This window comes from Thioalkalivibrio sp. ALE31 (assembly GCF_000377405.1).
Taxonomy (GTDB): Bacteria; Pseudomonadota; Gammaproteobacteria; order Ectothiorhodospirales; family Ectothiorhodospiraceae; genus Thioalkalivibrio.
This window is the reverse complement of sequence record NZ_KB905023.1, coordinates 88247-102088: the sequence shown is the minus strand read 5'-3', so window position 1 is coordinate 102088 and position 13842 is coordinate 88247. Positions and strand designations below refer to the sequence as shown.

At 66.9% G+C, this 13842-nt stretch carries 11 protein-coding genes and 3 tRNA genes; 9 read left to right on the top strand and 5 right to left on the bottom strand.

Translation table 11 applies throughout. The features are described 5' to 3' along the window. Positions 1 to 16 precede the first annotated feature (16 nt). From D103_RS0108375 to D103_RS0108360, 4 genes are all read left to right on the top strand, one after another. Positions 17 to 907: a M23 family metallopeptidase gene (locus tag D103_RS0108375; RefSeq protein WP_026279153.1), complete on the top strand. Its 891-nt coding sequence runs from the start codon at positions 17 to 19 to the stop codon at positions 905 to 907. 426 nt (positions 908 to 1333) lie between these two features. Beyond that, the gene (gene secA / locus D103_RS0108370) at positions 1334 to 4132 is read left to right on the top strand and encodes a preprotein translocase subunit SecA (RefSeq protein WP_018865661.1); all 2799 of its coding nucleotides are present in this window, start codon (positions 1334 to 1336) and stop codon (positions 4130 to 4132) included. 12 nt (positions 4133 to 4144) lie between these two features. Further along, the gene (argJ, locus tag D103_RS0108365) at positions 4145 to 5356 is read left to right on the top strand and encodes a bifunctional glutamate N-acetyltransferase/amino-acid acetyltransferase ArgJ (protein WP_026280316.1); all 1212 of its coding nucleotides are present in this window, start codon (positions 4145 to 4147) and stop codon (positions 5354 to 5356) included. Then, entirely contained in the window at positions 5337 to 6314 is a 978-nt protein-coding gene (locus D103_RS0108360) for a Nudix family hydrolase (protein WP_018865663.1), read from the top strand. The genes argJ and D103_RS0108360 overlap by 20 nt, the downstream gene beginning before the upstream one ends. 33 nt (positions 6315 to 6347) lie before the next feature. Here the strand turns inward: D103_RS0108360 and zapD are convergent, their stop codons facing one another. From zapD to pilB, 5 genes are read right to left on the bottom strand one after another with little or no spacing between them, the layout of a single operon-like run. Continuing rightward, positions 6348 to 7118 carry a cell division protein ZapD gene (gene zapD, locus D103_RS0108355; protein ID WP_018865664.1) on the bottom strand — a complete coding sequence of 257 codons (771 nt, stop codon included), beginning with the start codon at positions 7116 to 7118 and terminating at the stop codon, positions 6348 to 6350. A gap of 56 nt (positions 7119 to 7174) precedes the next feature. Continuing rightward, positions 7175 to 7819, bottom strand: coding sequence for a dephospho-CoA kinase (gene coaE / locus D103_RS0108350; RefSeq protein WP_018876469.1), 645 nt, complete (start codon positions 7817 to 7819; stop codon positions 7175 to 7177). 9 nt (positions 7820 to 7828) lie between these two features. Continuing rightward, positions 7829 to 8692, bottom strand: coding sequence for an A24 family peptidase (locus D103_RS0108345; RefSeq protein ID WP_018865666.1), 864 nt, complete (start codon positions 8690 to 8692; stop codon positions 7829 to 7831). 3 nt (positions 8693 to 8695) lie between these two features. Further along, positions 8696 to 9907, bottom strand: coding sequence for a type II secretion system F family protein (locus D103_RS0108340; RefSeq protein ID WP_018865667.1), 1212 nt, complete (start codon positions 9905 to 9907; stop codon positions 8696 to 8698). Positions 9908 to 9950: 43 nt separating this feature from the next. Continuing rightward, positions 9951 to 11666 (bottom strand): type IV-A pilus assembly ATPase PilB, encoded by a 1716-nt coding sequence (pilB, locus tag D103_RS0108335; RefSeq protein WP_018865668.1) that lies wholly within the window; start codon positions 11664 to 11666, stop codon positions 9951 to 9953. Between the two features lie 216 nt (positions 11667 to 11882). On the opposite strand from pilB, the gene D103_RS0108330 reads away from it, so the two are divergent. The 5 genes from D103_RS0108330 to rpsJ all read left to right on the top strand — a co-directional run bounded on the left by D103_RS0108330 (position 11883) and on the right by rpsJ (position 13822). Further along, positions 11883 to 11967 (top strand) — tRNA-Tyr (locus D103_RS0108330). 56 nt (positions 11968 to 12023) lie between these two features. After that, positions 12024 to 12097: transfer RNA gene (locus tag D103_RS0108325), tRNA-Gly, on the top strand. Positions 12098 to 12172: 75 nt separating this feature from the next. Beyond that, positions 12173 to 12248: transfer RNA gene (locus tag D103_RS0108320), tRNA-Thr, on the top strand. A 66-nt stretch (positions 12249 to 12314) separates the two neighbouring features. Continuing rightward, on the top strand, positions 12315 to 13505 hold the full coding sequence (tuf, locus tag D103_RS0108315; RefSeq protein ID WP_018865669.1) for an elongation factor Tu: 1191 nt from the start codon (positions 12315 to 12317) through the stop codon (positions 13503 to 13505). 5 nt (positions 13506 to 13510) lie between these two features. Continuing rightward, positions 13511 to 13822, top strand: coding sequence for a 30S ribosomal protein S10 (gene rpsJ / locus D103_RS0108310; RefSeq protein ID WP_018865670.1), 312 nt, complete (start codon positions 13511 to 13513; stop codon positions 13820 to 13822). The last annotated feature ends 20 nt before the right edge of the window (positions 13823 to 13842 follow it).

Here is a 13842-nt window from a genome sequence, read left to right as displayed (position 1 = left end):
GAACAAGAGGATTCGCATGCAGTTGATCGTACTACGTCCGGACGGCCTTTGTGCACGCCTGCCCCTGTGGGCGATGGCCGTGTCGGGGGGCGTGCTGGTGCTGCTGATGGCGGCCGCGGTGGTGGCGGCCTATCTGGTCGGCCAGAGCCAGCGCGAGGTGGTCCGGATTCCGGTGACCAATACCCTGGATCCCGTGGCCGTCGAGACGGTGGAGCGCGAAGCCGCCCGCGAGGGCCTGAATCATCTGGTTGAACGGGTCGTGGCGCTGGAACGCCAGTTGTCGCGTGTGGATCTGCGCATCCGGTCGGTGGGCGACTCCCTGGGACTGGACGTGGCCGATCTGGCGCCGGAGACCGGGGGCCAGGGCGGACCCCTGCTGGAAGGACCGGATTCACCGCTGGAGGTGCACGACCGCCTGCTGGCGCTGGAGCACCTGCTGGGTCGGCACAGCGCCGCGGTGGACCTCGTGGGCTCCGAGCTGCGCCTGGATGCCTCGCGCGAGGCCCTGTCGCCGCGGCTTCGTCCGGTCGAGGATGATGCCTGGATCAGCTCGGCGTTTGGCTACCGCGAGGATCCGTTCACCGGCAATCGGCGGTTCCACTCAGGGATGGACTTTGCCGGTCGGCCCGGCTCCGAGATCCGCGCGGCCGGTGGCGGTCTGGTGGTGTTCGCGGGGCGGCGCAGCAGCTTCGGTAACCTGGTCGAGATCGCCCACGGCGGCGGCCTGAACACGCGCTACGCCCACAATGCGGAGATCCTGGTCGAGGCTGGCGAGCGCGTGGAGGCCGGCCAGGTGATCGCGACCATGGGCCGCACCGGCCGCGCGACCGACACCCACCTGCACTACGAGGTGGTGGATGCCGGCAAGGCCCTCAACCCCTACAACTTCCTTCCCGATCGGGACTGACACCTAGGGAGACGCTGATCGAATCGCACGTCCGCGCTCGAGTCGCTTTTGCGTGCGAACAAAGCGCGGTGACTGCCGTGCAGTCACTCTGCACAAGGGAACCGCAACGCTGTGCGCGCGCCCGTTTTTGATCAACAACGGGCGTCCGAGCCCCTGCTTTCAGTGGCTTGTGGGGTTGGTGCCCCCTGTTCCCCGATCCTGCGTTGCGCCCCTTGCGGGTAGAACCACTACCCGCTGCACGACGCGCCTTGTCTCGGAAAACAGGGGGCACCAACGCGGACGTGCGATTCAATCAGCGTCTCCCTAGTGGCTGCGCGGCGCGGGATTCGGCGTCGGCGACCTCCCGAAAAGACGTTTCCCCGGCACAGCGTTTCCCCGGCGGATCGTTTATCCTAGGCGGGTTTCAGCCAACCCTTACGGATCCCCATGGTCAAGCAGCTCGTTCAGAAGATCTTCGGTAGTCGCAACGATCGCATCCTCAAGCGCTATACCCGCGCGGTGGAACGCATCAATGCCCTGGCCGACTCCACCGAGGCGCTGTCGCGGGACGAGCTGCGCCACAAGACCCGGGAATTCCAGCGCCGCCTGGGCGAGGGCGAGGACCTGGAGAAGCTCCTGCCGGAAGCCTTTGCCGTGTGCCGCGCGATGAGCGCGCAGGTGATGGGCCTGCGCCATTTCGACGTGCAGTTGATCGGCGGCATGGTCCTGAACGACGGCCGCATTGCCGAGATGCGTACCGGCGAGGGGAAGACCCTGGTCGCGACCCTGCCGGCCTATCTCAACGCACTGACCGGCGACGGGGTGCACGTGGTCACGGTGAACGACTACCTGGCCCGGCGCGATGCTGCCTGGATGGGGCGTCTCTATCACGCGCTGGGGCTCTCGGTGGGCGTGGTCAACAGCTCCGGCGGCCTGGGCGTGGACTCCGCCTCCTATCTCTTCGATCCGGATTATCACGCCGAGGAGGGCGGGTTCGAGCACCTGCGCCCGGTCACCCGTCGGGAGGCCTACGCGGCGGACATCACCTACGGGACCAACAACGAGTTCGGCTTCGATTACCTGCGCGACAACATGGCCTTCTCGGCCGACCAGCGGGTGCAGCGGGCGCTCAACTTCGCGGTGGTGGACGAGGTCGACTCGATCCTGATCGACGAGGCGCGTACCCCGCTGATCATCTCCGGCCCCAGCGGCGACAGCTCGGAGCTCTACGAGCGGCTGAACACCATCCCGCCGCAGCTCACTCGTCAGGAAGACGAGGAGAGCGAGGGCGACTACTTTGTCGACGAGAAGGCCAAACAGGTCTTCCTCAGCGAAGAGGGTCACGAGAAGGCCGAGGAACTGCTGCGCCAGGCGGGTCTGCTGGAAGAACACCAGACCCTGTACGACTCCGCGAGCATCGCGGTCCTGCATCACCTGAACGCGGCCCTGCGCGCGCACGCCCTGTTCCATCGCGACGTCGACTATCTGGTGCGCGACGACAAGGTCCAGATCATCGACGAGTTCACCGGACGCATCATGGCCGGGCGGCGCTGGTCCGAGGGGCTGCACCAGGCCATCGAGGCGAAGGAAGGCGTGCCGATCCAGCGCGAGAATCAGACGCTCGCCTCGATCACCTTCCAGAACTACTTCCGGCTGTACGACAAACTCGCCGGCATGACTGGTACCGCGGACACCGAGGCATACGAGTTCAAGACCATCTATGACCTGGAAGTGGTCGTGATCCCCGGCAACAAACCGCTGGTGCGCGAAGACATGCAGGACCTGGTGTTCCTGACCCAGGAAGAGAAATACACCGCCATCATCAAGGAGATCCAGTGGTGCGTGGATCGCGGCCAGCCGGTGCTGGTCGGCACTGCATCCGTCGAGGCCTCCGAACGCCTGGCCCAGGCCCTCAAAAAGACCGGCATCGCCTTCGAGGTCCTGAACGCCAAGCAGCACGAGCGCGAGGCCTCGATCATTGCCCAGGCCGGCCGTCCCAAAGCCGTGACCCTGGCGACCAACATGGCCGGGCGTGGCACCGACATCGTCCTGGGCGGCTCGCTGGATGCCGAACTGGCCGAGGTGGATCCGGAGGACACGGCCCGGCAGGAGGCCATCCGGGCCGACTGGCAGCAGCGCCATGATGCCGTGCTCGAGTCCGGCGGTCTGCACATCATCGGCTCCGAGCGCCACGAGTCGCGGCGCATCGACAACCAGCTGCGCGGGCGCTCCGGGCGTCAGGGTGACCCGGGCTCCAGCCGTTTCTTCCTGTCGCTGGAAGACAACCTGATGCGGGTGTTCGCCTCCGAGCGCGTGCGCGGGCTGATGCAGCGCCTGGGCATGAAGGAGGGCGAGGCGATCGAGAACGCCTGGGTCTCCCGCGCCATCGAGAACGCCCAGCGCAAGGTCGAGGCCCACAACTTCGATATCCGCAAGCAGCTGCTGGAATACGACGACGTGGCCAACGACCAGCGCCGGGTGATCTATGACCAGCGCGCCGAACTACTGACCACCGAAGACATCAGCGACACCATCGACACCCTGGTCGAGGACGTCGTCAACGCCCAGATCAGCCAGTACATCCCGCCGGGCTCGATCGAGGACGAGTGGGACGTTGAGGGCCTGCAGCAGGCCCTCAACGGCGAGTTCGGGCTGGACCTGCCGGTGCAGCAGTGGCTGGACGACGAGGACGACCTCCACGAAGAGCCGCTGCGCGAACGCATCGTGGGGCATGCCCGCGAGATGCTGGCCGGCAAGCGCGAGCAGCTGGGCGACGAGACCATGAACCGGCTGCAGCGTGACGTGATGCTGCAGGTCCTGGACAGCCAGTGGAAGGAACACCTGGCCGCGATGGACTACCTGCGCCAGGGCATCGGGCTGCGCGGCTACGCTCAGCGCAACCCGAAGCAGGAGTACAAGAAGGAAGCCTTCGCCATGTTCCAGTCCCTGCTGGAACGCATCAAGCACGATGTCGTGAAGTTCCTGCTGCGCATGCAGCTGCGGTCGCCGGAGGAGGTCGAGGCGCTACAGCCGAAGAAGGCCGCGCCGGCCGAGGACGACCTGCAGTTCCAGCACCAGAACCCCGACAGCGCCCTGAAGCCCGATGCCGAAGGCGAGGCGGAGGGCCGCGAGCCGGTCGCCAGTGGCGAGGCCCCCTATCGTCGCGAGGAGCCCAAGCTGGGACGCAACGAGCCTTGCTGGTGCGGTTCGGGCAAGAAGTTCAAGCACTGCCACGGCAAGCTGTAGGGGACGCCCACAATGGCCGTTGGATTGATCGCCCCGGAGGTCCTTCATCCCGTGCCGGGCATCCGCCTGGCCGCGACCGCAGCCGGCATCCGTTACGCCGGCCGTGACGATCTGGTCCTGATCGACGCCGGCCCGGAAGCGACCATCGCCGCGCTCTACACCACCAATGCCTTCCGCGCGGCGCCCGTGGTGGTGGCCGCCGAGCACCAGGCGCGGGGGCACGCTCGCTGGCTGCTGATCAATGCCGGCAACGCCAATGCCGGTACGGGCGAGCCCGGGCTGGCCGCCGCGCGCGCCTCCTGCGAGGCGGTGGCCGGCCTTACCGGGACCGTCGCGGATGCGGTCCTGCCGTTTTCCACCGGCGTGATCGGGGAGCCGCTGCCGGTCGAGTGGATCGTCGCGGCCCTGCCGGTCCTGTACGCCGGGTTGGCGCCCAATACCTGGATGCAGGCCGGGCGTGCGATCATGACCACCGATACCGTGCTCAAGGGCTGCAGCCGCCGCGTCTCCCTGTCGCAGGGCGAAGTGACCCTGACGGGCATCGCCAAGGGTTCCGGCATGATCCACCCGGACATGGCGACCATGCTGGCCTTCATCGGGACCGATCTCGCCATCGACGCCGCCGAACTCGAGGGCCTGCTGCGCGTGGCCAACCGCGACAGCTTCAATGCGATCACGGTGGACGGCGATACCTCGACCAACGATGCGGTCGTGGTGATGGCCAGTGGCGCCAGCGGCGCTGGGCTCGCCACGCCGGCGGATCGGGAGGCGTTTCTCGCCGCGCTGGCGGCGGTGTGTCTGGAGCTGGCCCAGGCGATCGTGCGCGATGGCGAGGGCGCGACCAAGTTCGTCACCGTGGAGGTGACCGGGGCGCGGGAGCGCGAAGAAGCGGCGCTGGTGGCCGAGACGGTCGCGCTGTCCCCGCTGGTGAAGACCGCGTTGTTCGCCTCGGACCCCAACTGGGGCCGGATCCTGGCGGCGGTGGGGCGCGCCGGTGTGCCGGACCTGGCGATCGAGCGGGTCGCGATCCACGTGAATGATGTGGAGATCGTTCGCGACGGTGGCCGGGCCCCGGCCTATGCAGAGGCCGATGGCCAGCGGGCCTTCGGCGCGGACGAGATTCATGTGCGCATCGACCTCGGCCGGGGCCCCGCGGGCGCGCGCAAGTACACCTGCGACTTCTCCCACGAGTACGTGCGCATCAATGCCGAATACCGGTCCTGAACCGGTTGTCTCCCGGCCGGTCGAGGTCGCGATCGGGCTGATCCTGGATGCCCGGGGCCGCGTGCTCGTCACGCGCCGTGCGCGCGGGCAGCACCTGGCCGGGTTTCGGGAATTCCCCGGGGGCAAGGTGGCCGCGGGGGAATCGCCGGCCACGGCCCTGGCCCGCGAGCTGGATGAGGAACTGGGCGTCCGGGTCGGCGCTGCGGTTCAGTGCCTGACCATTGATCACCGCTATTCGGAGCGCGCCGTGCGCCTGCACGTGTTTCGCGTGAGCACGTGGTCCGGCGAACCCGCGCCGCGCGAGGGCCAGACCATGGCGTGGCTGCGCCCGGACACCCTCGACCCGGCGGATTTCCCGGCGGCCAACCGCGCGATGCTCAACGCGCTGCGGCTCCCCGAGCGCTATCTGATCACCCCGTCCCCGGACGATGCGGGCCAGGCCGACGCGATCGCGGAGCGCGTGGTCCGGGCCCTGCGCGCGGGCCGGGCCGGCATGGTCCAGGTTCGGGCGCCGGCGCTGGACGCGTCGGCCTATCGCGACTTCCTCGCGGCCATCGCCGGGCCCGCCGGTGCGCTGGGTATCCCGGTGCTGGCCAACGCCCCGGCGGACTGGCTGACCGGGTTCCCGGAGGTGGGGCTGCATCTGCCGGAGCGGCGCTGGCGCGAACTGGAGACGCGTCCGGACCGGGGTGGCTGGATCGGCGCGTCGGTGCATGACCGGGCCGGGCTCGCGCGGGTCGCCGCGCTGGGGCTGGATTTCGTGGTCCTCGGGCCGGTGGAGGTGACCGCCACCCACCCCGGGGCCGAGGTGCTGGGCTGGGAGCGCTTCACTGCCTGGACGGCCGGTGCGGGCGTACCGGTTTATGCGCTGGGAGGCATGACCCCGGGGCACCTGGCCCAGGCGCGCCGGGCGGGAGCGCAGGGGATTGCCGGCATTCGCGGGCTGCTGGACGGTTGATCCCGTCGCCGGGCAACGAGCCCGGTCACGGTGTCAGATCGCGCAGCAGCAGAGCTGGAAGGGGACGTCGCGACTGGCCGGAACCGGGCGCTCGCGGAAGTCGCCCGGGGCGAAGAAGCGCACGGTAAAGCGCTGGCGTCCGCCGCTGATCTCCGGATAGACCCCGAGGGTGGGGTCGACGGTCACCCGGATCAGCTGCCAGGCATGGCTGGTGTCCAGGCTGCGCTCGAAGTAGCCCTCCTCCGCTGTGACCGGCTCCGCGTGGCCCGAGCGGCGCATGTAGCGCAGCACCTGGGCGGTCGCCTCGGCGACGGTATTGAGCGGCTCGAACCACTCCAGCAGGAGTTCGCTGCGCGCCTGGCTTGGCTGTGCGAGCCAGTAGTGGTAGATCGGCAGGTCGAAGTCGAAGGCGCCGCCCGGCAGGGCCATGCGCTGGCGTACGCTGGAGAAGAACTCGCTGCCGCGCACGCGGTGATCGAGGGCGCCGGCCTGTTCCTCCAGCGCATCATGGAGCCGCTTCTGCGTGTCCATGGTTTCGCGGAAGCGCTCGGCATCCACGCCCGGCTGGTTGGCCAGGCGGTTCAGGTTGACCGTCTGGCGTTCGATCTCGCCCATCAGCTCGCGTTTGATGTCGACGCGGGTCACCAGCGCGTAGATATCGACCAGGGAGACTAGGGCCTCGTGGTGGTCGAACGGCCGCCCCGACTCCAGTGCGTCGGCGAAGCGCGCGTTCAGGGCCTCCAGTCGCAGCAGGAGGCGCACGCGTTCATGCAGCGGTTGTTCGAAGGTCAGGGTCTGGCTCACGGCGTGCCCGTTCGGCAGGAGGGCTGAAGGTGCATGGCCCGGGAATCCCGGCAGTATCAGGTATTCGGGGGGCCGATTTCCACCCGGGAGGCGGTCGTGGCGGACAGCTCGCGCAGGGCGGCGTCGCGTTCTGCTACCTGGTTCGCCAAGTCGGCCTCCGTTGTGGCTTCGCGATTGCGGATTTCGCTGTCCCCGCGCAGGCGGCGCTCCTCGGGATTCATCTGGGCCGCCAGGATGGCCTCCACCTCGGCGCTGCTGCGGCCGTCACGCTGGGTGACGCGGGCGATCTGCTCGTGGGGCTCGCAGTGGACCACGATCACATGGTCGAAGCGGTTCTCCCAGCCGGCCTCGAACAGCAGTGGAACCACGATCAGGGCGTAGGGCGTGTCGGATGGCAGCGCGGCGAGGTCTTCCTCGATGCGGGCCTCCACCGCGGGGTGGACCAGGGCCTCCAGCGCCTGGCGCTCCCCCGGGTCGGCAAAGATCCGGCTGCGCAGGGCGCCGCGGTCCAGGTGCCCGAGGGCATCCAGGACGCCGGGCCCGAAGCGGTTCACGATGGCAGCGTAGAGGTCGTGTCCCGGTGTCTGCAGCTCGCGGTTGATGGCGTCGGCATCCAGCACCGGCACGCCGAGGCTGGCGAACAACCCCGCGACCCGGCTCTTGCCGCAGCCGATCCCCCCGGTGAGTCCGACCCGCAGCATGCCCGTCGCCTAGAATCCCTGGGGGAAGTAGAGGGCCAGCAGCTCGTCTCCCCAGATCAGCGCGAGCCAGCCGGCGGCGGCGAGATAGGGGCCGAACGGGATCGGGATATTGCGATCACGGCCGCGCAGCAGGATCAACGCAATCCCGACTACGGCGCCGACCAGCGAGGCCAGCAGCAGGATGACCGGCAGGGCCTGCCAGCCCAGCCAGGCGCCCAGCGCGGCCAGCAGCTTGAAGTCCCCGAAGCCCATGCCCTCCTTGCCGGTCAGCAGGCGGAAGCCATGGAAGATCAGCCACAGCACCAGGTAGCCGGCGACGGCGCCAATGACCGCCGACTGCAGGTCGGTGAAGGTCCCCGGGATATTGACCAGCAGGCCCAGCCACAGCAGGGGCAGGGTCAGCTGGTCCGGGAGCAGGGTGGTGCGGGCGTCGATGCCGGCCGCCGCAATCAGCACGCCGGTGAACACCAGGGCCAGGAGGCCTGTGGCGTTCGGCCCCAGGTGCCAGATCGTCACGATGAACAGCAGCGCGGTGAGGGCCTCGACCGCGGGATACTGCCAGCTGATGCGGGTGCCGCAGCCAGGGCAGCGCCCGCGCAGAAGCAGATAGCTGAGGAGGGGCACGTTCTCCAGCGCCCGGATGGGGCGTTGGCATTGCGGGCAGCGCGAGCGCGGGCGCACGAGGTCGAAGCGCTCCTCTGCGCCCGGCGGTTCGTGCTCGAGGATGGCGCGGGCCTCGCGTTCCCAGTCGCGTTCCAGCATCACCGGCAGGCGCGCGATGACCACGTTCAGGAAACTGCCGATCAGCAGCCCGAAGACCCCGGCGATCGGCAGGGCCCACGCGCCCAGTTGCGCACCGGTCTCGGCCAGCATCCCCTAGATCACCTGACCCATCTGGAAGATGGGCAGGTACATGGCGATGACCAGACCGCCGACCAGCACGCCCAGAACCACCATGATCAGCGGTTCCAGCAGGCTGGACAGGCTGTCGACGGCGTTGTCGACCTCGTCCTCGTAGAAGTCCGCGACCTTGGCCAGCATGGAGTCCAGTGAGCCGGATTCCTCGCCGATCGCGACCATCTGCACCACCATGTTGGGGAACACGCCGGTATTGCGCATCGACCATTGCAACTGCCCGCCTGCCTCGGTCTCGTCGCGCATGCGCAGGGTCGCCTCGCGGTAGACCGCGTTGCCGGTGGCGCCGGAGACCGAGGTCAGGGCATCCACCAGCGGGACCCCTGCGGAGAACATGGTCGACAGCGTGCGGGCGAAGCGCGCGATCGCGGCCTTGCGCAGGATCGGCCCGAAGGCCGGGGCCTTGAGGATGATGATGTCGAGGAAGCGGGCGAAACGTGGCGAGCGCCGCTTGGCCTGCACGAAGACGAAGCCGATCGCCACCATGACCCCGAGGATCGCCCACCACCAGCTCTGGGTGAACTCCGAGAGGTCCACCACCATCCGTGTGAACACCGGCAGGTCGGCACCGAAGCCCTGGAACAGGGCCTCGAACTGCGGGACCACGTAGATCAGCAGGATCGCGGTGACCACGATGGCCACCACGACGACCGCGGCGGGGTAGAACAGGGCCTTCTTGATCTTGGCCTTCAGGGCCTCGGTCTTTTCCTTGTAGGTGGCGATCTTATCCAGCAGGGTCTCGAGCGTCCCCGCCTGCTCGCCCGCCTCGACGAGGTTGGTGACCAGGTCGTCGAAGTGACGCGGGTGCTTGGACAGGGCCTTGGCAAAGGTCTCGCCGCCTTCCACGTCCGCCTTCAGTTTCAGAACGAGGTCGCGCATCGCGGGTTTCTCGTTCCCGCGGCCGACGATCTCGAACGCCTGCACCAGCGGTACACCGGACTGCAGCATCGTGGTCATCTGCCGCAGGAAGTAGGCGATGTCGGCCGGCACGATCTTCTTGTTGCCGCCGGAGAACAGCGACTTCGGCTTCTTGCGGATCTTGACGACGTTAATGCCGTTCTTGCGCAGTTCGGCGCGCGCGGTGGCCTCGTTGTCGGCCGGGGTCTCGCCCTTGACCCGGTCGCCGTTCTTGTTCAGTCCTTCCCAGGTGTAGATCGTCCCGGAGTCGGCCATCCCCCTGTCCCCCTGTAGCTGGTGACCCGTGCCCCTTGCGGCACTAGTCCTTGGTCACGCGATTGACTTCCTCGAGGCTGGTCAGCCCCGCCATTACCTTCATCAGACCGGCGCGGCGCAGGTCCTCGATGCCTTCCTTTTCTGCCTGTTCCGCCAGCTGCATGGAGTTGTAGCCCTCCAGGATGCCGCGCTGCATCTCCTCGCTGATGGGCATGACCTGGTAGATCCCGAGGCGGCCCTTGTAGCCGTTGGTGCACTGGTCACATCCCACCGCGCGATAGGCAGTCACCCCGGCCTGGATATCGGCGTCGGTGAAGCCCTCCTTGCGCAGGACCTCTTCCGGCAGCTGTTCCGGTTCCTTGCAGTTCGGACACAGGCGCCGCGCCAGGCGCTGGGCGATGATCAGCAGGATCGACGACGCGATGTTGTACGGTGGCACGCCCATGTTGGCGAGGCGGGTCAGCGTCTGCGGCGCGTCGTTGGTATGCAGGGTAGAGAGCACCAGGTGGCCGGTCTGCGCGGCCTTGATCGCGATCTCGGCGGTCTCGAGGTCACGGATCTCCCCGACCATGATCACGTCCGGATCCTGGCGCAGGAAGGCGCGCAGGGCGCTGGCGAAGGTCAGGCCGACCTTCGGGTTCACGTTGACCTGGTTGACCCCGGGCATGTTGATTTCCGACGGGTCTTCGGCGGTGGAGATGTTGCGGTCCGCGGTGTTCAGGATGCCGAGGCCGGTATAGAGGGATACGGTCTTGCCCGACCCGGTGGGGCCGGTCACCAGGATCATCCCGTAGGGCCGGCTGAGCGCCTGCAGATAGGCTTCCTTCTGATGTTCCTCGTAGCCCAGTTGGTCGATCCCCATCGACGCGCTGCTGGGGTCGAGGATACGCATCACGATCTTCTCGCCGTACAGCGTCGGCAGGGTGCTGACACGAAAGTCGATCGCCCGCGTCCGTGACAGCTTCAGCTTGATCCGTCCATCCTGGGGTACGCGGCGTTCGGCGATGTCCATGCGCGACATCACCTTGACCCGCGCGGTGATTCGCGGTGCCAGGGAGTTCGGCGGGTGGGCCACTTCGTGCAACACGCCGTCGATGCGAAAGCGCACGCGGAAGTCCTTCTCGAAGGGCTCGAGATGGATGTCGGAGGCCTTGCGGTTGATGGCGTCCATCAACAGCTTGTTGACGAAGCGCACTACCGGGGCATCGTCCGCCCCTTCGGCGGTGTCCGAGCTGTCCTTGTCGTCGTCGCCCGATTCGATTGCCAGGCTGTCGAGGCCGTCGTCCCCCAGGTCGTCCATCAGCGACGAGGCGGCGCTCAGGGCGCTGTCGATCAAGCGGTCGAGCTTGTGCGACTCGACCAGCACGGCCTCCACCGGCATGCCCGTGGCGAACTTGAACTCGTCGGTGGCGCCAAGATTGGTCGGGTCGGAGACGGCGATGTAGAGCCGGTTGCCGCGCACCATCAGCGGGAGGGCGTGATGCTTCTGGATCAGCTTCTCGTTCAGATGATCCTTGGGCAGCAGTTCCGGCTCGAAGGTCGCGAGGTCGAATACCGGCAGCCCGAATTCCTCGGCGGCGGCCTCCGCGAGCCGGGCCTCCGCCACCTGGCCCTTGCTGGCCAGCAGGGTCATCAGGGGGGTCTGCTGGGACTGGGCCTCCTCGACCAGCTGGGAGGCGATGTCCTCCGCGATCAGGCCGGCCTCGACCAGGCGTTTGGCCAGCCCGGGGAGCCGCGGTGCCGTAGTGGTGTTCGCCATGGGCCTCTGCGTATACAAACCAGTGATGGGCCACACAATACGTGCGTCCGCGGCGGAAGGGAAACGCCCTGGCGGACCACTGGCGCCCCCCGCTGTGCCCCCGATCATAGGAATCAACCCCGCAGAAGACAAGGCTGTTGCGCCGCGGCCGGAAGCGAATGCTCGAGGCGCTTGACGCTGCGCTTCGCGCTGGTTCAGAATACGCGGCTTGATCGAGGAGGGATACCCAAGCGGTCAACGGGGGCAGACTGTAAATCTGCTGGCTCAGCCTTCGGAGGTTCGAATCCTCCTCCCTCCACCATCGAGTTTTTGAAGCCAGCGGCCATAGTGGGCGGTGGTCAGGCAAGCCAGGGTTCTGCGGGTGTAGTTCAATGGTAGAACCTCAGCCTTCCAAGCTGATGATGTGGGTTCGATTCCCATCACCCGCTCCACGTTTGGCCTGTTGTGGTGCGTCCTTGCGGGCGGCCCGGCCGAGGCCCTGGCAGCCATAGCAATAGAGTTATCCGGCTCATGTAGCTCAGTCGGTAGAGCACTTCCTTGGTAAGGAAGAGGTCACCGGTTCGAATCCGGTCATGAGCTCCATATTAATGTCAGCGTACAACCTGCGTCGCTGTTGAGTTTTAGCGTCACGATCCGGGGAAGCGAGAAATGTCCAAGGAAAAGTTCGAGCGTAAGAAGCCGCATGTGAATGTGGGGACGATTGGTCATGTGGACCATGGGAAAACGACGCTGACGGCGGCGATGACGGCGGTGCTGGGCAAGAAGTACGGGAGCGAAGCCCGTGCGTTTGACCAGATCGACAATGCGCCGGAAGAGAAGGCGCGCGGGATCACGATTGCGACCGCGCACGTCGAATACGAAAGCGACATTCGCCACTATGCGCACGTCGACTGCCCCGGGCACGCGGACTATGTGAAGAACATGATCACGGGTGCGGCGCAGATGGACGGCGCGATCCTGGTGGTGTCGGCGGCCGATGGCCCGATGCCGCAGACCCGCGAGCACATCCTGCTGGCGCGTCAGGTCGGTGTGCCGTACATCGTGGTGTTCCTGAACAAGGCCGACATGGTCGACGATCCGGAGCTGCTGGAGCTGGTCGAGATGGAAGTTCGCGACCTGCTGTCCTCCTACGACTTCCCGGGTGACGACACCCCGGTGATCACCGGTTCCGCGCTGAAGGCGCTGGAAGGTGACGAAAGCGAAGTGGGCGCCCCGGCGATCTACAAGCTGGTGGAGGCGATGGACAGCTGGATTCCGGAGCCCGAGCGTGCCGTGGACGGCGCGTTCCTGATGCCGGTGGAAGATGTCTTCTCGATCTCCGGTCGTGGCACCGTGGTGACCGGTCGTGTCGAGCGGGGTGTGGTGAAGGTTGGCGAGGAAATCGAGATCGTCGGTATTCGTGACACCCAGAAGACCACCGTCACCGGTGTCGAGATGTTCCGCAAGCTGCTGGACCAGGGCGAGGCGGGCGACAACGTCGGTATCCTGCTGCGTGGCACCAAGCGTGACGACGTGCAGCGCGGTCAGGTGCTGTGCAAGCCGGGTTCGATCACCCCGCACACGCATTTCGAGGCCGAGGTGTACATCCTGGGCAAGGACGAGGGCGGTCGTCATACGCCGTTCTTCAATGGGTACCGCCCGCAGTTCTACTTCCGTACGACCGACGTGACGGGTTCGGTGGAACTGCCGGAAGGCACCGAGATGGTGATGCCGGGCGACAACGTCAAGATGACGGTGTCCCTGATCAACCCGATCGCGATGGAAGACGGGCTGCGCTTTGCGATCCGCGAAGGTGGCCGCACCGTCGGCGCCGGCGTCGTCTCCAAGATTATTGAGTGAACGAGATGGCTAACCAGCGCATTCGAATTCGTCTGAAGGCCTTTGATCATCGACTGATCGACCGCTCCGCGGCCGAGATTGTCGAGACCGCGAAGCGGACCGGCGCCCGGGTCAAAGGGCCGATTCCGCTGCCGACCAAGCGCGAGGCGTACACGGTCCTGGTCTCCCCGCACGTCAACAAGGACGCGCGTGACCAGTACGAGCTGCGTACGCACAAGCGCCTGATGGATATCCTCGATCCGACCGACAAGACCGTGGATGCCCTGATGAAGCTAGATCTGGCCGCGGGCGTCAATGTTCAGATCAGGCTTAACTAACGTTAAATTTTCTGCCATAC

Excerpts from the sequence above, each read along its gene's own strand:
- D103_RS0108375 (WP_026279153.1), top strand. The coding sequence starts at position 17 with ATGCAGTTGATCGTACTACGTCCGGACGGCCTTTGTGCACGCCTGCCC.
- secA (WP_018865661.1), top strand. The coding sequence starts at position 1,334 with ATGGTCAAGCAGCTCGTTCAGAAGATCTTCGGTAGTCGCAACGATCGC.
- argJ (WP_026280316.1), top strand. The coding sequence starts at position 4,145 with ATGGCCGTTGGATTGATCGCCCCGGAGGTCCTTCATCCCGTGCCGGGC.
- D103_RS0108360 (WP_018865663.1), top strand. The coding sequence starts at position 5,337 with ATGCCGAATACCGGTCCTGAACCGGTTGTCTCCCGGCCGGTCGAGGTC.
- coaE (WP_018876469.1), bottom strand. The coding sequence starts at position 7,819 with ATGCTGCGGGTCGGACTCACCGGGGGGATCGGCTGCGGCAAGAGCCGG.
- D103_RS0108345 (WP_018865666.1), bottom strand. The coding sequence starts at position 8,692 with ATGCTGGCCGAGACCGGTGCGCAACTGGGCGCGTGGGCCCTGCCGATC.
- D103_RS0108340 (WP_018865667.1), bottom strand. The coding sequence starts at position 9,907 with ATGGCCGACTCCGGGACGATCTACACCTGGGAAGGACTGAACAAGAAC.
- pilB (WP_018865668.1), bottom strand. The coding sequence starts at position 11,666 with ATGGCGAACACCACTACGGCACCGCGGCTCCCCGGGCTGGCCAAACGC.
- tuf (WP_018865669.1), top strand. The coding sequence starts at position 12,315 with ATGTCCAAGGAAAAGTTCGAGCGTAAGAAGCCGCATGTGAATGTGGGG.
- rpsJ (WP_018865670.1), top strand. The coding sequence starts at position 13,511 with ATGGCTAACCAGCGCATTCGAATTCGTCTGAAGGCCTTTGATCATCGA.